Raw genomic sequence first — 18,998 nt, 5'->3', positions numbered from 1 at the left:
CAGGAAGATACAGCCGAGACATCTGATGACCTGGTCCGGCTACAGTGCGCCGAGGAGCCACGGCCGCCTCGCCGGGGCCCGAGACGGGAAGAAGAGGACGCCGATGTCCGCAGTCGACAAGGCCTTCCACGGCCTACGGCACATGATCGCCACGGGACGTCTGGGTCCGGGCGAGCGCATGCCGCCCGAGGGCGAGCTGTGCGAGGAACTCGGCGTCTCGCGCGGGTCGTTGCGGGAGGCCGTACGGATGCTCGCCGCCCTGGGTGTGGTCGAGCCCCGGCACGGCTCCGGCACCTATGTCTCGCCGCTGCGGCCCGAGGACGTCATCGGCAGCCTCTCGCTGACCCTCGAACTCCTGCCGCTGTCGGGCCTGTTGGAGGTCTACGAGATCCGGCGCGTACTGGAGGCACATGTCGCCGCGCAGGCGGCCGCGCGTTGCACCCCGGAGTCGGTGGACACGCTCTTCGCGCTGATCGAGGAGATGGAGGCCACCGACGACCCGGCCCGCGCCTCGGAGTTGGACCACCGCTTCCACGCGGAGATCGCCCGGGTGGGCGGCAACCCCACGCTGGCCTCGCTGTTGGCCGTCTTCCGCGCCCGGTCCCGCAAGTACCAGGTGTTCACGCTGCCCGAGGGACCGCGGATGCAGCGCAAGAGCGACGAGGACCACCGGATCCTCGCCACGGCGATCGCCGAGCGCGACCCGGTCGCGGCGGCGGGGGCGGCGCAGGCCCATGTGGCCCAGACGGAACGGTGGTTGCGGGCCTTCATGCCACCGGTGGAGGAGAACGGCGGGACCGAGTGACCTCGCCGCCCCCGGCATGACGACAGGCCCCCGGCCGACTGGTCGGGGGCCCGCGGTGCGTGCTTCGTCAGTGCAGGCCGACGTGGGCGTTCGCGTTCGCGTTGACACCCTCCGCGGAGACCAGCGCGTCGAGGTCGGCGCAGACGGAGAGCGGGCCGACCTCAAGGTGCAGGTTCGTGGCGGCCGCGAGGGCGACACCACCGGCGACGGCGTCGAGGTCGGCCTCGTTCAGCTCGGTCGTCTCGATGTGGGGGGCGAGGTTCATGTCGCGCGGGTCCTTTCGCAGGAGCAAGGTCGAGGGAACCCCCGGTCGCAGGAGCGAGGTCGAGGGAACCCCCGGATCGAAGCATGCCCAGAGCTTCACTGCCAGTCGCCCAACTCGCCCTGCCGAGCGGGGCTTCACCACCGTCGCAAGGCGCTCACCGTTCCGGCGCGTTCCTCCACACGATTCGCCGCCGCACCGCCACGCAAACGGCATGGGCCGGAACAACCGGAACCACATCCCGGTCGCCCCATGACCGCGCGGTGAACGGTGTGCAGGTTCACGGGACTTTCGATGTCGACCGGAACCCGTGGCCGAGTGCCGCTCACCGCCCGTTCCAAAAACGTTCCAAGACCGGCGAGGGTACACTTCGGATCGCCGTACGGCCGAGGCAGCTGGAGGGGTGGACGCCATGTCGGACGCCATGTCGGTCCGCCCGGCCCGCATCCAGGACGTCGCGGCCGCGGCGGGGGTCTCCGTCTCCACGGTCTCGAACGTCCTCAACCGCCCCGAGCGGGTCAACGAACGCACCGCCGAGCGGGTCCGGGTCGCGGTCGCCGCGCTCGACTACGTCCCCCATCCGGGCGCCGCCGGCCTGCGCACCGGCCACTCGTCGTCGATCGGCCTGGTCCTGCCCGACGTGGCCAACTCCTTCTACTCCCGCATCGCGCGCGGGGCCGCGGACGCGGCCTACGACCACGGCTACGCCCTCGTCCTGTGCGACAGCGGGGACGCGCCGGAGCGGGAGCAGGGCTACTTCACGATGCTGGTCGAACAGCGTGCCGTGGGCGCGGTGGTGGCGCCGCTGAGCGCCGACCCCACCCGCCTGTCCCGGCTGCGCGAGCGCGGTATCCCGCTGGTCCTCGCCGACCGCGCGCGGCCCGCGCAGGAGGGCTGTTCCGTCTCGGTCGACGACATCGCGGGCGGCCGGATCGCCGTGCAGCATCTGCTGGACCGCGGGGCGCGCGACATCCTCGTGGTCAACGGCGAGCGCTCCATACGGCAGTGCGCCGACCGGTACCAGGGCGCCCGGCAGGCCGTCCGCACCCGGCGCGAGGCGCGCCTCGGCCAGGTCGTCGCCGAGGAGATGACGGTGGCGTACGGCACGGAGATCGCCCGCCATCTCGACGACCTCCCCGACGCCGTGTTCTGCACCAACGACTTCCTCGCTGCGGGCGTGTGCCGCGGTCTCGTCGAGCGCGGGGTGCGGATCCCCCAGGACGTCCAGGTGGTCGGCTACGGCGATCTCGACATCGCCGGTGTCGTGGGCGCCCCCCTGACCACCGTCCGCCAGCCGGTCGAGGACCTCGGCAGGGCGGCCGTCGAGATGCTGCTGGACGAGGTGGAGGCCCGCTCCGAACACGCCCACGAGACAAGGGTGTTCGCGCCGGACCTGGTGGTGCGGGACTCCACCCGGACGCCGTCAGACCTGCCCTGACACCTCCAGCGTCACCGGACCGAAAAGCCCCGAGGGAAGCTGGGAGGAGAAGGCCCACGCGGTCGGCGTGGCCTCGGCGAGATAGGGGGCCAGGGTGTTGTGCACGGTGACGTCGAGGCGGACGGTCCGCCCGGCGGTACCGGGCAGGTCGAAGCGGTACGGCGCGCAGAACGCCTCCCCCACCTGCTCGCCGTCGACGGACACCGCGACGCTGCCGCGCACCCGTCCCAGATCCAGCACGGGGTCCGCACCCTCCGGCACCTCCACGCGACGCGTGTAGGTGACACCCCCACTCCAACCCGCCAGCCCCAACTCCTGCCAGTCGCCCAGCTGGAGGGGTGCCGGGACGGTGCGCACCCGGACAGGCCCGTTCCAGGCGGAGCCGCCGCGCAGGACGGCGGTGGGGGCGGTGACGATCTCGAACTCCGTCGGTTCCGACAGGGGTTGATGGAGCGTCAACTCACCACCGGCCGGGACGAGTTCGTCGCCGACGCACGCCGGGAGCCTCAGCGGCAGGTCGAGGGCGACCGTTCCCGCCGGTGCGGTGAAGCGGAAACGCTGCTCCACCTCGCGGACGTCGTCGGTGGACCGCAGCGGCAGCACCGCCGTGCCCAGCACCGGAGCCCCGGCGAGCCACTCGGCGTCCGGCAGCGGGTGCGGTCGTACGGCGGCCCAGCAGTGCTGCAACTCCCCCCAACGGCCCTCGTGTTCGACGGTACGGCCGTGCCAGGGCCCGGTCCCGACCTCCCAGCCGGGGCCGCTGACGAGCGCGGTCCGACCCGCGTCGGCGACGAGGTCGACGTAGACCGCGTCCCGCGCGTCCGGGGCGTCGGCGACGACGTCCAGGACGTGCTCGCCGTCCGTGAGCGCGAGGGTGTGCCGGAAGAAGCTCGGGACCGCTCCCCAGTCGGACTCGTAGTACTCCGTCTTCTCCTGCCGGGCGACGACGGTCCCGTCGAGCAGGACGGTGACCCCGGTGGCGGCCCCCACGACGAGCACCGCGTCGCCTGAGCAGCCCGGGCCGCCCGTGAGACGGAGCCGGCCGCGGTAGGTCACCGGCCCTTCCGGCCGTACGCCCTCGGGCAGGCGCATGAACACCGGACGCGGTCCGAAGGTGTCCGGGCGGGACAGACAGAAGTAGCTGCCGAGCGGTGCCTCCGCGCCGCCGACCGAGATCGTCAGGGGGCGCTCCTGGGCGTCGGCCAGCTCGTACTCCAGGACGTTGCGGGCCTGTTCGACCTCCACACGGGCGGTCGCGAGGTAACCGGCGCCGGTTGCGACACAACTGCCGTTCCACCACACCCGTTTGGCCGCGGCCGCGCCGACGTGCAGGTCGGCCGGCCCGCGGTGGTCGGTCTCGACGACCGCCCGTACCCGGGCGACGGTTCCGCTCACGGGCACGGCGACGCGGACGAACTCCTCCGGCACGAGCCCCTTGTTGCCGAGCAGGCCGGGCGGGTCCGGGATGCCACGGCTCGACGAGTAGAGGGAGACCTCCCAGTCGGGGGGTGCGAGCGGCGAGGTCCCGGCCAGGACCCGTTCGACGGCTTCGGCGTCCAGGGTCGCCGGTGCCTGGCCGGCGGGCACGGGCGGCAGGACGCGGACCCGGTTGCCGTAGGTCACCCGGGTCTGCTTCCAGGAGTCCTCGAACCACCGCATGGTCCAGATCTGCGGCTCCGCGACGGACGTTGCGAGGGGCAGCGCCAGGTCGCCCCAGGTGTTGTCGAGGGTGGGGACGAGACGCCCTTCCCAGCCGGTCGAGAGGTCCATGGTCCGCTTCAACACCCGCGACACGACTGCCGGTTGCTCCACCGGAGGTCCCTCGCGCCATACGACGAGGGCGGCGGGGGCGCCGTCCAGCGGCACCTCGATGGTCGAGACGCCGTCGGCGACCGTGACCCGTCCCGGGCGACGGGCGCCGGTCGCGGGGTTCCAGATCTCGGCCTCCGCGACCGAAGCGCGCACGGTGACCGAGGAGCGGCGGGCGTAGCGGGCGGGGTCGATCTCGTGGTGGTCCCCCGGCGGATGTGCCCGGGCGTCGGGATAGGCGCCGGTGACCAGGGCGACCGCCTCCTCGCCCTTCCTGCGCACGAGCAGCGGCACCTCGCCCGTCGCGTAACCGCCGGCCGGCTCGGCGACCGCCACGGCCGCCGACTCGGCGTCGTCCACCCGTTCCAGGCGCGGATGGTCCAGCAGCCCCCGTACGACGGAGTCGTCCCCGGCGAGCCCGGCGGCCCGGGCCGGTGCGCGGCCCACGACCACGACCCGCCCGCCCGCGTCGAGGAGTTCGGTCAGCCGACGGGCCGTCTCCTCCTCCAGGACGCTCGCCGAGGGCAGCAGGACGGCGGAGTAGGCGAGGTCCCGGACGCGCAAGGCGCCCTCGTCCGCTTTCGCCCCCTGGACCGAGGCGTCGTCGATGACGTCGAAGGAGACGCGGTGCCGGTCGAGGGAACCGGGTTCGGGCCGGAGCCAGTTGTTGGTGCCGCACAGCTCCAGGTAGTGGCGCTGGGTCTCGTCGGCCTCGGCGTGGCCCGCGCCGAGACGGGCGTCGCCGAAGTGCCGGACCGGCGCGTCCAGGGGGATGAGGGCCTGCATGGTCGCCGAGGGGTACAGGACGGCGACGTCGGCGCTGTAGGTGCCCCAGGTCATGATCGAGCAGATCCGGGCGACGGCCCGGGAGAACGCGGGGTACTGCCGCCAGTAGGGCTGGCGCCAGTCGGTGGAGGGCGGGGCCCACTCGAACCAGCCGCCCGCGGTGCCGAAGTAACTGGCGTGCGGGTTGTACAGGTTGGCGCCGCTGCGCAGGAACGGCAGGAGCCAGTCGTAGGTCTCCTCCAGGGTGCCGCCCCAGCCGGAGGAGTGGAACGACTCGATCCACACCCGCTCGTGGCCGTACAGGTGGGCCATCGAGGAGTGCACCTTGGCGTCGCCGTGGTGGTCGCTGCCGGCGGCGCTGTACCAGCGGTGGGTGCGGAAGTAGTCGGTGTAGAGCTGCGTCGACTGGGCCGGGAAGCCGGAGCGGGCCGGATGGCTCTGGTCGCAGCCCAGGAGGAGGCCGCGTTCGTCGTGCCAGGAGGCGAGCGGGCGGAAGAGGGCCTCTTCGGTGAGTTCGGCGCGGACCGCGTAGTAGTCGGCGCGGATCCGCTGCGCCCGTACGGTGTCGCCGTCGCCCTCGTGGAAGAGAGCGGGGAGGTGGTCGAGGAGGTCGTAGCCGCGGCGGGCGCGGAACTCCTCGGGGAAGCGGCGGGTCCAGGAGTTGGTCGCCGGCAGTTCGTCCTGGAAGCTGCCCGCGACGACGTTGCCCAGGTACTCGGGGACCCGGCGGTCGAACTCGCGGTGGACGGTGTCGGTGAGCAGGCCGACGGCGTGCGGGTCGAGGTAGTCGAAGGCGGTGGGAACGGCGAGGACCAGGCGGACCTCGGTGCCGTCGGGGGCGTCGATCGGCGGGGCGGTGTCGGGGGACCCCTCGGCCGCCTCCGGTGCCGTGGCCGGAAGACGGGCGCCCGTCCGGTCGTAGACGCCGATCAGGCTCTCGGAGTCGTGCAGCGCGACCGATCCGCCGGTGACGACCGCCGGGCGGGAGCGCAGGGCGCGGCCCGCCGCCTCGGGGTGCCTGCGGGTGATGCCGCCCTGGATGTTGGCGCCGGAGAATCCGATCTGGTCGTAGAACCACAGCCGTGTGCCGAGGTCCCCGGCGATCTCGCAGGCGTCCCGGAAGCGGGCCCACCACTCCTCGCCGAACCACACGGGGTCGTCGGTGCGGGCGCCGAAGGTGGGGCCGGCCGGTGCCAGGTTGATCACCACGAGGTTGTGGACGCCGCCGTCCGCGAACCGGCGCAGCTGCCAGGCCAGTCGGTCGCGGGTGACCTTCGCGCCCGACCACCACCACAGGGGGGTGGGGCCGAAGTCGCGGGGCGGGTCGTCGAAGAGCTGCTGGAGGGCGGGAGAGATCACGGATCGGTCCTTCCGACGAGGGCTCGGACACTCTCATGGACCAAAAACGTTTTACATCCGCCTCACCGTAGGACACCTCAGAAGGACCCGCCAGGGCTCGTGCGGGGTGGCGGAGCGTCAGCTCCGTCCCACGAATGGCCGTATGACGCCTTGTTGGAACGTTTTTCGACTTCTATAGTCGCTCGGACCCTCTCCCCGTACGGAGCCGCTCATGGCACAGGAACCGCCGATCGAGAAGCGCCTGTGGAAGGTGGCCGCCCTCTCCGGGATGGCGTCCTATCTGGACGCCGCGCTGATCGTCAGCATCGCCGTCAATCTGGCCCTCTACCGCGACGCCTACGGCATGGGCGTGTGGATGGCCGGGGCGATCAGCGCGATCGTCACCAGCTGCATCGCCGTCGGCTCGCTCGTCGGCGGACGCCTCGCCGACGTGTTCGGCCGGCGCCGCCTCTACAACCTGGACATCCTCTGCTACGCGCTCGGGGCGATCGTCATCACCCTGGCGCCCGACGACATCACGCTGCTGGTGGGCGTCCTGCTCGCCGGTCTCGCGGCGGGCGCCGACCTGCCGACGTCGCTGGCCGTGGTCTCGGACGCGGCCCCGGACCGGGCGCGCGGGCGGCTCATCGCCTTCACCCAGGTCATGTGGATGGCGGGCATCATCGTCGTCATCGCCCTCGGCTTCGCCCTGTCCACCACGGGCATGTTCGGAGCCAGGCTGATCACCGGCCATCTGGCCGTCGCCGCCCTGGTCACCTGGCATCTGCGCTCCCGGCTGGAGCTGGCGACCGGACCGGACCCCCTACAGGACATGCCGCCTCAGGGCGCACCCCGTGCCCCCGGACTCAGGGACGTGTGGAACCGCGCCGCCCTGGTGCCCATGGCCGCGACCCTCGTCTTCTACGTCACCTGGGGTCTCGGGGCCAACACCATCGGCCAGTTCTCCACCTACCTGCTGGTCACGGTCAGCGGCGCCTCGCAGAGCATGGCCACCGGGATCAACCTGGTCTGTCTGCCGATCGGGCTGCTGCTGACGCTCGCGTTCGTAAGGATCGCCGACGGCCCGTGGCGGGACCGGCTGTTCTACACCGCGACCGTCGTGCAGGTGGTGGCGTTCGCGATCGCCTCCACCACCATGGGTGCCGTCCTCGGCATGATCGTGTTCTTCGTCCTCTACCAGCTGTCCAACCCCTTCGCCGGCGAGGCGAACTACAAGGTGTGGTCGCAGCTGACGCTGCCCGCCGACACCCGCGCCACCACCCAGGGCATCACCTACGCCCTCTCGCGCGGTGTCTTCGCCCTCGCCGCGTTCTTCACACCCGCCCTGCTCGACCAGAGTCCCGCGCTGCTGCTGTGGACGGTCACCGCCTGCATGGCGGTGTCCGCGTTCGCGGGCCTCTACATCGTCCGCGTCCTCGTACCCCGCCACTCCTCGGCGCGCACGGCGGAGGCGGGCCTGAAGGTCGCACAGACCTGAACCCACCCCGGAAGGAGCTCCGGCCATGGCGACGACCGACCCCCGTACGACAGCACATGTGCACGAACGCGACCTGACTCTCGACGAGTTGCTCCCGCCCGTGACCCGACGCCGTCCGCGGATCGGACTGGTCTCCGGCGGACTCGGTACCTACTGGCCGCAATTCCCGGGCCTGCTCCCCCAGTTGAAGGAGTCGGCGGCCTACGTCGCCGAGCGGCTGGGGCAGTGGGACGCGGAGGTGACGGACGCCGGGTTCGTCTCCGACGCCCAGGAGGGCGCGGCGGCCGCCGAGCAACTGCGCCGGGCGGACTGCGACTTGATCGTGCTGTTCCTGACGACGTACCTCACCTCGTCGATGGTGCTGCCGATCGCCCAGCGCACCCACACCCCGGTCCTGGTGGTCGACCTCCAGCCGTCCGAGCGGATGGACCACGCCTCCTTCGACACGGGCGCCTGGCTGGCGTACTGCTCGCAGTGCTCGGTGCCGGAGGTCGGCAACGTCTTCCGGCGGGCCGGGATCCCCTTCCGGTCGGTGTCGGGCTGGCTGCGCCAGGAGTCGGCGTGGCGGCGGATCGAGCGGTGGGTGCGGGCCGCCCATGTGCGGGCCGCGCTGCGGCACGGACGGCACGGGCTGATGGGGCACGTGTATCCGGGGATGCTGGATGTGCAGACCGATCCGACGCTGGTGTCGGCGACGTTCGGCTCGCACGTCGAGGTGCTGGAGTTCGACGACCTGCGGCACCGGGTGCAGAAGGTGACCGAGGCGGAGACCCGGGAGCGGGTGGAGCTGGCCCGGCGGATCTTCACGGTCGACGAGAGCGTGGTCGACGAGGACTTCACCTGGGGGGCGACCGTGTCGGTGGCCCTGGACCGGCTGGTGGAGGACTTCGGCCTGGACACCCTGGCGTACTACCACCGCGGGCTCGACGGCGAACTGCACGAGCGGCTGGGCGCCGGGATGATCCTGGGCGCCTCGCTGCTCACCGCGCGGGGCGTGCCCGCGGCCGGTGAGTACGAACTGCGCACGAGCATCGCCCAGTTGGCGTCGTCGTGCGTCGGTGCCGGCGGGTCCTTCACGGAGATCCAGGCGCTGAACTTCGAGGACGGCGTCGTGGAGATGGGCCATGACGGGCCCGCGCATCTCGCGGTGAGCGCCCGTGATCCGCTGCTGCGGGGTCTCGGTGTCTATCACGGCAAGCGCGGTTGGGGCGTCAGCGTGGAGTTCGACGTACGGCAGGGGCCCGTCACGCTGCTGGGGCTCGGGCAGGACGCCGACGGGAGCCTGTCGTTCGTGACCTCCGAGGGGACCGTCGTGCCGGGGCCGCTGCTGGAGATCGGCAACACCACGAGCCGGGTCGACTTCGGCCGGGATCCCGGGGAGTGGGTGGACGCGTGGAGCGCGACGGGGGTCGGGCACCACTGGTCGCTGGCGGTGGGCACGCACGGAGCCGACTTCGCCGCGGCGGCGAGCCTGTTGGGGATCGACCACCGGGAGGTCTGAGTCGGGAGGTCTGATCAGGGCGTGTCGGCGCCGCGCACCCGGGCCAGGACGTCTCTGATCATCTCCGCGCTGATCATGAAGTGCCCCCGGGCGATCTCCTCCGCCCGCTCGGGCTCGCCCGCCGCGATCGCCTCGTACAGCGCCTTGTGGTCGTGGCTGCCCCGCTGGAAGTGGGTGCGCTCCCCCTTGCCCCAGGGCTCGACCGGGAAGCCGAGGCTGATCCGGGCCAGCAGGTCGCGGCTGAGCAGGACGATCTGCGGATTGCCCGTGGCGGCGCCGACTGCCTGGTGGAAGGCGCTGTCCGCGGCCTGCTCGTCCCGGGGTGTGCGGGCGGACAGATAGGCGTTCAGGGCGTCCCGCATGGGGTCGAGGTCCTTCGGCCCGCGCCGCCGGGCCGCCGTCGCGGCCACCATGCCCTCCACCAGACTGCGCAGGTCGAAAAGCTGCTCGAACTCCTCCCAGCGGGGCAGCAGGGTGTGCCGTACGGCGGCCGCGGTCGACTCGGTCCAGCTGTCCCGCACATACGCCCCGCCGTTGCGCCCCCGCCGGATCTCGATGACGCCGATCGCCTGGAGCCGGCCGATGGCCTCACGCACCGTGGGGCGGCTGACGTGCAGGAGCGTCGTCAGTTCGCGTTCGGCGGGCAGCCGCTCGCCGGGCAGGAAGTCCCCGACGGCGATCGCGGTGAGCAGCCGGTCGGCGACCTCGTCGACCGCCGAGGTGACGCGGACCGGGCGCAGCGCGGACGCCGCGTTGCCACCGAGCAGGACGCGGTCGAGCACCCGGGCGAACTCGTCCCCGGACTCCGGTGATCCCTCAGCTGCGGATGTCAGTTGTCCTCCCCCGGATCGCCGTTTCTGTTAACGCGCACGGGCCACGTAAACGTGCCGTTACGTCTTGCCCTGGCCCGGCTAAAAGGTCTTGTGCGCTGACCTTTTACGCCACGACTATCTCATCCATCCCGTCGCACTCCAACGATTTTCAGACTGCGGTCGGCCGATTCCGACCGGTCTGGGAGGCTTCTCCGTGGCGATACCCGAACCGAACCACACCGGAACCGTCGGCTTCAACGGCTATTCCACCTGGTACCGGATCACGGGCGAACCGGGCAGGACACCCCTGGTGGTCCTGCACGGCGGACCCGGCGCCGGTCACCACTACACGCTCAGCATCGCGGGCATCTCCCGGCAGGGCCGCCAGGTGGTGCACTACGACCAGCTCGGCACCGGCTTCTCGACCCATCTGCCCGCCAAGGGCGCCGACTTCTGGACAGTCCAGCTCTTCCTCGACGAACTCGACAACCTGCTGGCGGAGTTGGGCATCGCCGACGGCTACCACATCCTCGGCCAGTCCTGGGGCGGGATGCTCGCCGCCGAGCACGCGGTGCGCCGGCCCGCCGGGCTGCGCGGGCTGGTCATCGCCAACTCCCCCGCGTCCATGGAGCTGTGGCTCAAGGGGGCCGCCGAGCTGCGTGCCGAGCTGCCCCCGGAGGTCCAGGAGACCCTGCTCGCCCACGAGGCGGCCGGGACCACGGACCACCCCGACTACAAGGCGGCCGAGCAGGTCTTCAACGAGCGCCATGTCTGCCGTCTCACGCCCAACCCGCCTGAGGTTCAGGCCACTTGGGACAACATCGAGGCCGACCCGACGGTGTACCACACGATGAACGGGCCGAACGAGTTCCATGTCGTCGGCACCCTCAAGGACTGGTCGGTCGTCGACCGGCTGCACCTGATCGAGGTGCCCACCCTGCTGGTGTCCGGACGGTTCGACGAGGCGACTCCCGAGACCGTCCGCCCCTTCGCCGACCACATCCCCGATGTGCGCTGGCACCTGTTCGAGCACTCGAGCCACATGCCGCACGTCGAGGAGGAGGAGCTCTACCTCCGGATCGTCGGCGAGTTCCTCGACTCCACCGACTGATCCCGGGAGTTGTCCGCCATGTCCCCCATCGCCAGACGGAGTGCGCTCGCCGCCACCGCCGTCGCCCTCACGCTCACCGCGGCCGCGTGTTCGTCCTCCTCCGACTCGGGCTCCGCCTCGAACCCCAGCGCCTCCGGCTCCGGTTCGTCCGTCTTCCAGGCCCAGCACAAGGGCGGCACCCTCAAGCTGGTCGCCCACGCGGCCGCGGGCAGCTTCGACCCGCAGGTCAACTACACGCTCCAGTACTGGCAGTTGTACCAGTCGATGTACGACGGCCTGCTCGCCTTCAAGAAGGTGAACGGGCAGCAGTCGTTCACCGTCGTCCCCGACCTGGCCACCGCCATGCCGAAGATCAGCAACGGCGGCAAGACCTACACCTTCACCCTGCGCAAGGGCGTCACCTTCTCCAACGGCAAGGCGCTGACCACGGACGACGTGGTGGCGTCCTTCGAGCGCATCTTCAAGGTCTCCAGCCCGACCGCGGGCACCTTCTACAACGGGATCGTCGGCGCCGACGCCTGCTTGAAGAAGCCGGCCTCCTGCACCCTGCCCAAGGGCGTGGTCGGTGACGCCAAGACGAACACGGTCACCGTCAACCTCACCGCCCCGGACCCGGAGTTCGCCTACAAGCTGGCCGTCCCGCACGCCAGCATCGTCCCCAAGGACTCGCCGGCGAAGGACGCGGGCACGACCCCGCTGCCGACGACGGGCCCCTACATGGCCGCGTCGTACGACCCGAACCGCGCCCTGAAGCTGGTCCGCAACCCGCACTTCAAGGAGTGGTCGCGCGAGGCCCAGCCGCAGGGCTACCCGGACGTCATCGACTACACCTTCGGCCAGACGGTGGAGTCCGAGGTGACCGCCGTGGAGAACGGCCAGGCGGACTGGATGTTCGACGCCCCGCCCGCCGACCGCCTCAACGAGATCGGCACCAAGTACGCCTCCCAGGCGCATGTGAACCCGCTGACCGCGTTCTGGTACGCGACCCTGAACGTCAACATGGCTCCGTTCAACAACAAGTCGGCGCGTCAGGCGATCAACTGGGCCGTCGACCGTTCCGCCGTGGTCCGGCTGTACGGCGGCACGAACCTCGCCTCTCCGGCGTGCACGATCCTGCCGCCGGGCTTCCCCGGGCACGTCGACTCGTGCGACTACACCAAGGGCGGCGGCACCACCTGGAAGGCCGCCGACATCGCCAAGGCGAAGGCGCTGGTAAAGCAGTCCGGGACGGCCGGGCAGGAGGTCGGGATCGTCGTCCAGGACGACGACGTCAACAAGTCGATCGGGCAGTATCTGCAGAGCCTGCTCAACCAGATCGGCTACAAGGCGACGCTCAAGCCGCTGTCGGGGAACATCCAGTTCACCTACATCCAGAACACCAAGAACAAGGTGCAGTTGGCGCTGACGTCCTGGTACCAGGACTACCCGGCGGCCTCGGACTTCCTCAACGTCCTGTTGTCCTGCGCGAGTTACCACCCGGGCAGCGACTCCAGCATCAACATCTCCGGGTTCTGCGACAAGGGCATCGACGCCAAGATGCAGACCGCGCTCACGACCATGCAGACCGACACCGCGAGCGCGAACAAGCAGTGGGGCGCCATCGACCAGCAGATCATGGGCGAGTCGCCCGTCGTGCCGCTGATCAACCCCAAGATGATCGACTTCACGTCGACGCGGGTCGGCAACTACCAGTTCAGCAAGCAGTTCTACATGCTGGTCGGGCAGCTGTGGGTGAAGTGACCCTCTCCGAGGCGACGGGGGTCCGGCGCTCGCCGGGCCCCTGGCGGACCGCCGCCTCCGACCTGCTGCGCAACCGGGCGGCGCTCGCCGCGGCCGCGGTGCTGCTGGTCGTCGTGGTGGCGAGCCTGTGCGCCCCGCTCTACGCGGACCACATCGCCCACACCGACCCCTTCCAGTCCCATGTCTCCGGCACCACGGTCGTCGGCGGGAAGACCGTGCCGGTGCTCACCCCGAGCAGCACCGGCCTCGGCCTCGGCGTCACGCCCATCGGCCCGACCTGGGACCCCGCCCACTACTTCCTCGGCTCCGACAACCAGGGCCGGGACGTGATGGCCCGCCTGCTCTACGGCGGTCGTACGAGCCTGTTCATCGGGTTCACGGCCGCGGTGCTGACCTGTGTCCTCGGGACGGCCGTCGGAGTCGTCGCCGGGTACGCGGGCGGGATCGTCGACGCGGTCATCTCCCGGATCCTGGACGTCATTTGGGCGTTCCCCGTGTATCTGCTGGCCATCTGTCTGTCGGTGGTCCTGCTCACCAACGGGCTCAGACTCGGTCCGCTGACCGTGGACGCGGGAAGCCTCTGGCTGCCGGTCACGATCATCGCGGCGATCTATGTCCCGTACATCGCCCGGCCGTTGCGCGGTCAGGTGCTGGTGCTGCGGAACAAGGAGTACATCCAGGCGGCCATCGGCTCGGGCGCCCCGACCGCGCGCATCCTGCGCCGGGAGGTGCTGCCGAACGTGGTGCCGACCGCGCTGGTGTTCGTGCCGCTGATGACCGCGCTGGCCATGCTCACCGAGTCGGCGCTGTCGTTCCTGTCGGTCGGTGTGCAGCCGCCGGACGCCAGTTGGGGCACGATCATCGAGGACGGCCTCGGGCTGCTGTACACCCGCCCGACCGTGACGATCGCCCCCGGTCTGCTGATCGCGGTGACCACGGCCGCGCTCAACGTCCTCGGCGACGGCGTGCGCGACGCGCTCGACCCGAGCGCCCGACTGCGCGGAGGGGCGTGACCATGCTGTATTTCGCCCTACGGCGGTTCGGTTCCGCGCTGTTGGTGATGTTCGCGATCAGCGTCCTGGTGTTCCTGATCTTCTTCGCCACTCCCGGGGTCGACCCGGCCGCCCGTATCGCGGGCCGCAACGCCGACCCGGCGACGCTCGCCCAGGTGCGCCACTCCTTCGGCCTGGACCGGCCGTTGCCCGTGCGCTATCTGCTGATGATGCGTCACCTGCTGGTCGACCGGGACCTGGAGTCGTTCGTCAACCGCGGCTCCAAGGTGATCCCGCAGATCGTGCAGGCCACCCCGGTCACCCTCTCGCTGGTGATCGGCGCGGCCCTGATCTGGATGACCGCCGGCGTCCTCATGGGCGTCGCGGCGGCCACCCTGCGCGGAACGGCGGCCGACCCGCTGATCATGCTGGTCGGCGTGGTGGGCGTCTCGCTGCCGGCCTACTGGCTCGGCGAGGTCGTCAACCTCCTCACCCAGAAGCAGCTGCACGACTCGCTCTTCTCCTGGGTACCGCCACCCGGTTACGTCGGCCTCGGCAACCCCGGCCAGTGGGCCCTGCATCTGCTCTTCCCCTGGCTGACGCTGGCCCTGCTGTACGCCGGGATCTACGCCCGGCTGCTGCGCGGCGAGGTCGTCACCGCGCTCGGCGAGGACTACGTCCGCACCGCCCGCGCCAAGGGCCTCTCCGAACGGCGGATCCTGCTGCGGCACGCGCTGCGCTGCTCGCTGATCCCTATCGTGTCGCTGTTCGGCCTGGACTTCGGGGCGCTCGTGGGCGGGGCCGCGCTGCTGACCGAGGTGGTCTTCGGCCTGCCCGGCATCGGCAAGCTCACCTTCGACGCCCTCCAGAACCTGGACCTGCCCGTGATCATGGGGACCGTCCTGTACGCGGCGTTCTTCGTGGTCCTCGCCAACGCCCTGGTGGACATCCTGTACGCGCGACTCGACCCGAGGGCCCGCCATGCCTGACGAACCCCTGCTGGACGTACGTGACTTGAGGGTGCGTTTCCGCACCCGCCAGGGTCTGGTCACCGCGGTGGACGGACTCTCCTTCGCGGTCGCGCCCGGTGAAGTCCTGGGCGTGGTGGGCGAGTCGGGCTCGGGCAAGAGCGTGTCGATGCTCGCCGTACTGCGGCTGCTGACCAACCCGAACGTCGTGGTGTCGGGTGAAGTCCTCTTCCGTGGGCGGAACTTGCTGACCCTGCCCGACAAGGAGATGCGGGCGGTACGGGGCCGGGAGATCGCCATGGTCTTCCAGGACCCGATGACCGCGCTCACCCCCGTCTACACCGTGGGCTGGCAGATCGCCGAGCAGATCCGGGCGCACGAGCCGGTCTCCCGCAAGGAGGCGAAGGCCCGTGCCGTGCGGCTGCTCTCGGACGTCGGCATCCCGGACGCGGCCTCCCGCGTGAACGCCTACCCGCACGAGTTCTCCGGCGGCATGCGGCAGCGCGCGGTCATCGCGATGGCGCTGTCCTGCAAGCCGTCGCTGCTGATCGCCGACGAGCCGACCACGGCCCTCGACGTGACCGTGCAGGCGCAGATCCTGGACCTGGTACGGGATCTCAACGAGAGCGGCTCGGCGGTCGTGCTCATCACCCACGACATGGGCGTGGTCTCGCAGATCGCCGACCGGGTGCTGGTGATGTACGGCGGCCGGGCGGCCGAACAGGGCCCGCGGAGGGCCGTCTTCCACGGGCCGCGGCACCCGTACACCTGGGGTCTGCTCGACTCGGTGCCCCGGGTGGGCGGTGCCCGGCTGCGGCGGCTGCCGACCATCGCGGGCACGCCCGTCTCACCGGGCGCGATCCCGGAGGGCTGCGCGTTCGCGCCGCGCTGCCGGATGCGGCACGACCGGTGCGAGGAGCGCCCCGCGCTGGCCGCGGGCAACGGCGACAGCACCCACCTGGACGCGTGCTGGCTGCCGCCGGACGACCGGGCGGGACTGCGGCGGGCGGCCAAGCATGATCCAGGGTGGTCCGAAGCCACGCACGACAAGGAGGCGACGTCATGACGGCACAGGACATCGTGGCGGTCCGGCCCGACGCGCGGCCCGCCGGAGACGTCCTGCTCAGGGCCACGGACGTCACCAAGCACTACACCCTCTCCCGCCCCCGACGCACCCTGCGCGCCGTGGACGGCGTCTCGCTGGAGGTGCGCACCGGCGAGACCCTCGGGGTGGTCGGCGAGTCCGGCTGCGGCAAGTCCACGCTCGGCCGCTGTCTGGTCCGCCTCACCGAACTCACCGGCGGCACGGTCGAGTTCGACGGCCAGGACATCTCGACGCTGTCCGCACGCCGGCTGCGTCCGGTCCGGCCCGGCATGCAGCTGGTCTTCCAGGACCCGCAGGCCTCCCTCAACCCCCGCCGCCGCGCCGGGGACATCGTGGCCGAACCGCTGCTCGTGCACCGGTACGGCGACGCGGGCGCGGTGCGCCGCCGGGTCGCCGAGCTCTTCGACGTCGCAGGACTGGCGGCGGCCCATCTGGACCGGTATCCGCACGAGTTCTCCGGCGGGCAGCGGCAACGCATCGGCATCGCGCGGGCGTTGGCGACCGACCCCAAGCTGATCGTCGCCGACGAACCGGTGTCCGCGCTGGACGTGTCGATCCAGGCGCAGGTGCTGAACCTCTTCGCCGACCTCCAGGAGGAGTTCGGGCTCACCTACGTCTTCATCGCCCACGACCTCGGTGTGGTGCGGCACGTGTCGGACCGGATCGCGGTCATGTACCTCGGGGAGATCGTCGAACTCGCCGACACCGAGGCGCTGTTCACGGCACCGGCCCATCCGTACACGCAGGCGCTGCTGTCGGCGGTGCCGGACATCGACGACGGTACGCAGACCGCGTCCAGGGAGCGCATCGTGCTGACCGGGGAGGTGCCCAACCCGGTGGACAAGCCGTCGGGTTGCCCGTTCCGGACCCGTTGCCCCTACGCCCGGGAGATCTGCGCGACGGAGCGTCCCCGGCTCACGGCGACGGCCCCCGGGAGGCTGGCGGCCTGCCATTTCCCGCTCACCGGCTGAGCGTTCAACCGAACGGTTGAATCCAAGAGCAGCCTATGGACGACGCGGAACGGCGCGCCCGGTCGGCAGACTGGCCGCGCCGCCGCGTACGGAAGGTGGCGGCGGAACCAGGAGGCCCCCCCCCACCAAGCCCCGCAACTTCAGCAGGCGCCGGCTGCTCACGACCGGCGCCGGTGTCGCGCTCGGCGGCGCCGCCGCCGTCGCCGCGCAGAGCCCGGCGAGCGCGGCCCCGGCCGTCGGCTCATCGCTCACCGGCGTCCGCGAGGAGACCCGCTCCCTCGACGAGCTGTACGAGGCGGCGATCGCCGAGGGCGGCAAGCTCGTGCTGTACCAGGGCGGGGACGTGGACAGCCAGGCGGCCGGAGTGCGTGCCGGATGGGCCGCGCGCTTCCCGAAGGTCGAGCTGACGGCCGTCGTGGACTACAGCAAGTACCACGACGTCCGCGTCGACAACCAGCTCGCCACCGGCACCCTGGTCCCCGACGTCGTCCAGCTCCAGACGCTCCAGGACTTCACCCGCTGGAAGCGCGAGGGCAAACTGCTGCGCTACAAGCCGGCCGGCTTCTCCAAGGTCCACCAGGGCTTCAAGGACCAGGACGGCGCGTGGACCGCGCTGATGGTCATCGCCTTCAGCTTCATGTACGACGTCCAGGGCGCCGGAGCCGACGCGCCCAGGACCGCGCTGGACCTCGTCGACCCGCGCTGGAAGGGCGCCATCGCGTCGGCCTACCCGCACGACGACGACGCGGTGCTCTACCTCTACTCCCTCTACCAGCAGCGGTACGGCTGGGACTGGGTCGCGAAGTTCGCGGCGCAGCAGCCGCAGTTCGCCCGCGGCACGAACACGCCCGGCGCCGCGGTGAGCGACGGGACGAAGACCATCGGGGTCGGCGGCTCGGGCAGCCTGCTCTCCTCGTCGACCACCGTGAAGTGGGTCGTGCCCGAGGGCGACCACCCCTTCATGGCGTGGGGCCAGCGGGCCGCGATCCTCAAGAAGGCCGCCCACCCGGCGGCCGCCAAGCTGTACCTGAACTGGCAGCTGTCCGAGGAGCGCCAGAAGGCCTCCTTCAACGGCTGGTCGGTGCGCACGGACGTCACCCCGAACTCCGCCCTCAAGCCGGTGTGGACGTTCCCCAACGCGCATGTCGACGGCTTCCCGCGCTTCATGGAGGACCGCGCCGGGATCGAGCGGCTGAAGCAGACCTTCGCCCTGTACTTCGGCGAGGTCCAGGGCGCCCCGTCGCCGGGCTGGCTCGGCCTGCACCCCGGGGTCTGAGATCAGCGCGGGCACGGCCCTGTCCGGGCGTTTACAGCGGACACACAGGTCACGGCATAGGCTGCTGCATCTGTTGTCGCATCCGCCCGGCCCGCCCCAGGGAGCAGCAGCCGTGCCCACCCTCGCCGTTCGCCGGCCACCCCTGCCGACGCGGTTCGTCCCGCACCTGGTGTTCCTGGTCGCCGTGGCCGGCACCCTCGTCCGCCTGGTGCGGCTCAACGACGAGCTGTGCTGGCGCGTCGCCCCGCCCACCGCCGCGCTGGCCCTGCTGTACGCGGTCGGGCTGGCCCGGTGGAACCGACTGGGGCGGGTGACCCGGCCGGCCCTGTTCGGACTGCTCCTGCTGCTGTGGTCGTCGGTGACCTGGGCGCTCCCGGCACCGCTCACCTCCGGCTACGCGTGGCTCGCGGTGCCGTTCGCCGTACTGGCGCTGCGGATGCCCACGCGCGCGGAGCGGGCGGCGGCGCTCGGCGTCATCACAGTCCTGCTGACGGCGGCCCTGCTGAAGGCCGACGGCGGTCTCGACCCCGACGCGCTCGCGCCCCCGCTGGCCGCGGTCCTCGCGACGATGCTCCTCTACCGCGAC

General features: G+C 71.3%; 14 protein-coding genes and 1 pseudogene. 12 read left to right on the top strand and 3 right to left on the bottom strand.

Going from position 1 to position 18,998, the window contains the following annotated elements; genetic code table 11:
* Nucleotides 1-103 precede the first annotated feature (103 nt).
* Complete coding sequence (locus ABZ896_RS13985) at nucleotides 104-805, top strand: FCD domain-containing protein (RefSeq protein ID WP_360927003.1); 702 nt, start codon at nucleotides 104-106, stop codon at nucleotides 803-805.
* Nucleotides 806-872: 67 nt separating this feature from the next.
* On the opposite strand, the gene ABZ896_RS13980 is transcribed toward ABZ896_RS13985, so the two are convergent.
* Complete coding sequence (locus ABZ896_RS13980; protein WP_360927000.1) at nucleotides 873-1,070, bottom strand: hypothetical protein; 198 nt, start codon at nucleotides 1,068-1,070, stop codon at nucleotides 873-875.
* A 409-nt stretch (nucleotides 1,071-1,479) separates the two neighbouring features.
* Here ABZ896_RS13980 and ABZ896_RS13975 point away from each other — a divergent pair, with 409 nt between their 5' ends.
* The gene (locus tag ABZ896_RS13975) at nucleotides 1,480-2,505 is read left to right on the top strand and encodes a LacI family DNA-binding transcriptional regulator (RefSeq protein ID WP_360926997.1); all 1,026 of its coding nucleotides are present in this window, start codon (nucleotides 1,480-1,482) and stop codon (nucleotides 2,503-2,505) included.
* On the opposite strand, the gene ABZ896_RS13970 is transcribed toward ABZ896_RS13975, so the two are convergent.
* Complete coding sequence (locus tag ABZ896_RS13970; RefSeq protein WP_360926995.1) at nucleotides 2,491-6,459, bottom strand: glycosyl hydrolase; 3,969 nt, start codon at nucleotides 6,457-6,459, stop codon at nucleotides 2,491-2,493. The genes ABZ896_RS13975 and ABZ896_RS13970 overlap by 15 nt on opposite strands.
* 211 nt (nucleotides 6,460-6,670) lie before the next feature.
* On the opposite strand from ABZ896_RS13970, the gene ABZ896_RS13965 reads away from it, so the two are divergent.
* Together ABZ896_RS13965 and ABZ896_RS13960 are read left to right on the top strand one after the other, a co-directional pair.
* Entirely contained in the window at nucleotides 6,671-7,936 is a 1,266-nt protein-coding gene (locus ABZ896_RS13965; protein ID WP_360926993.1) for an MFS transporter, read from the top strand.
* A gap of 25 nt (nucleotides 7,937-7,961) precedes the next feature.
* A complete protein-coding gene (locus tag ABZ896_RS13960; protein WP_360926990.1) occupies nucleotides 7,962-9,437 on the top strand; it encodes an L-fucose/L-arabinose isomerase family protein in 1,476 nt (491 codons plus the stop codon).
* A gap of 14 nt (nucleotides 9,438-9,451) precedes the next feature.
* Here the strand turns inward: ABZ896_RS13960 and ABZ896_RS13955 are convergent, their stop codons facing one another.
* The gene (locus ABZ896_RS13955) at nucleotides 9,452-10,219 is read right to left on the bottom strand and encodes a FadR/GntR family transcriptional regulator (protein ID WP_360926988.1); all 768 of its coding nucleotides are present in this window, start codon (nucleotides 10,217-10,219) and stop codon (nucleotides 9,452-9,454) included.
* Between the two features lie 244 nt (nucleotides 10,220-10,463).
* Between ABZ896_RS13955 and ABZ896_RS13950 the strand changes: the two genes are divergently transcribed.
* From ABZ896_RS13950 to ABZ896_RS13915, 8 genes and pseudogenes are all read left to right on the top strand, one after another.
* Complete coding sequence (locus ABZ896_RS13950; RefSeq protein ID WP_360926985.1) at nucleotides 10,464-11,360, top strand: proline iminopeptidase-family hydrolase; 897 nt, start codon at nucleotides 10,464-10,466, stop codon at nucleotides 11,358-11,360.
* Between the two features lie 18 nt (nucleotides 11,361-11,378).
* On the top strand, nucleotides 11,379-13,100 hold the full coding sequence (locus ABZ896_RS13945; protein WP_360926982.1) for an ABC transporter substrate-binding protein: 1,722 nt from the start codon (nucleotides 11,379-11,381) through the stop codon (nucleotides 13,098-13,100).
* Nucleotides 13,088-14,113 (top strand): ABC transporter permease, encoded by a 1,026-nt coding sequence (locus ABZ896_RS13940; protein WP_360926979.1) that lies wholly within the window; start codon nucleotides 13,088-13,090, stop codon nucleotides 14,111-14,113. Before ABZ896_RS13945 ends, ABZ896_RS13940 begins: the two co-directional genes overlap by 13 nt.
* Nucleotides 14,114-14,115: 2 nt before the next feature.
* Nucleotides 14,116-15,081, top strand: coding sequence for an ABC transporter permease (locus ABZ896_RS13935; protein WP_360927176.1), 966 nt, complete (start codon nucleotides 14,116-14,118; stop codon nucleotides 15,079-15,081).
* Complete coding sequence (locus ABZ896_RS13930) at nucleotides 15,074-16,126, top strand: ABC transporter ATP-binding protein (protein WP_360926976.1); 1,053 nt, start codon at nucleotides 15,074-15,076, stop codon at nucleotides 16,124-16,126. The genes ABZ896_RS13935 and ABZ896_RS13930 overlap by 8 nt, the downstream gene beginning before the upstream one ends.
* Nucleotides 16,123-17,136 (top strand): oligopeptide/dipeptide ABC transporter ATP-binding protein, encoded by a 1,014-nt coding sequence (locus tag ABZ896_RS13925; protein ID WP_360926973.1) that lies wholly within the window; start codon nucleotides 16,123-16,125, stop codon nucleotides 17,134-17,136. Before ABZ896_RS13930 ends, ABZ896_RS13925 begins: the two co-directional genes overlap by 4 nt.
* Nucleotides 17,137-17,290: 154 nt before the next feature.
* Complete coding sequence (locus tag ABZ896_RS13920; protein WP_360927173.1) at nucleotides 17,291-18,412, top strand: ABC transporter substrate-binding protein; 1,122 nt, start codon at nucleotides 17,291-17,293, stop codon at nucleotides 18,410-18,412.
* 112 nt (nucleotides 18,413-18,524) lie between these two features.
* Nucleotides 18,525-18,998, top strand: a pseudogene (locus tag ABZ896_RS13915) (sensor histidine kinase); the annotation flags it as partial.

It is taken from the genome of Streptomyces sp. NPDC047072 (assembly GCF_040643855.1).
GTDB lineage: Bacteria > Actinomycetota > Actinomycetes > Streptomycetales > Streptomycetaceae > Streptomyces.
Note: the sequence above shows the minus strand (reverse complement) of the source record. Positions and strands in the feature narration are given on the sequence as shown.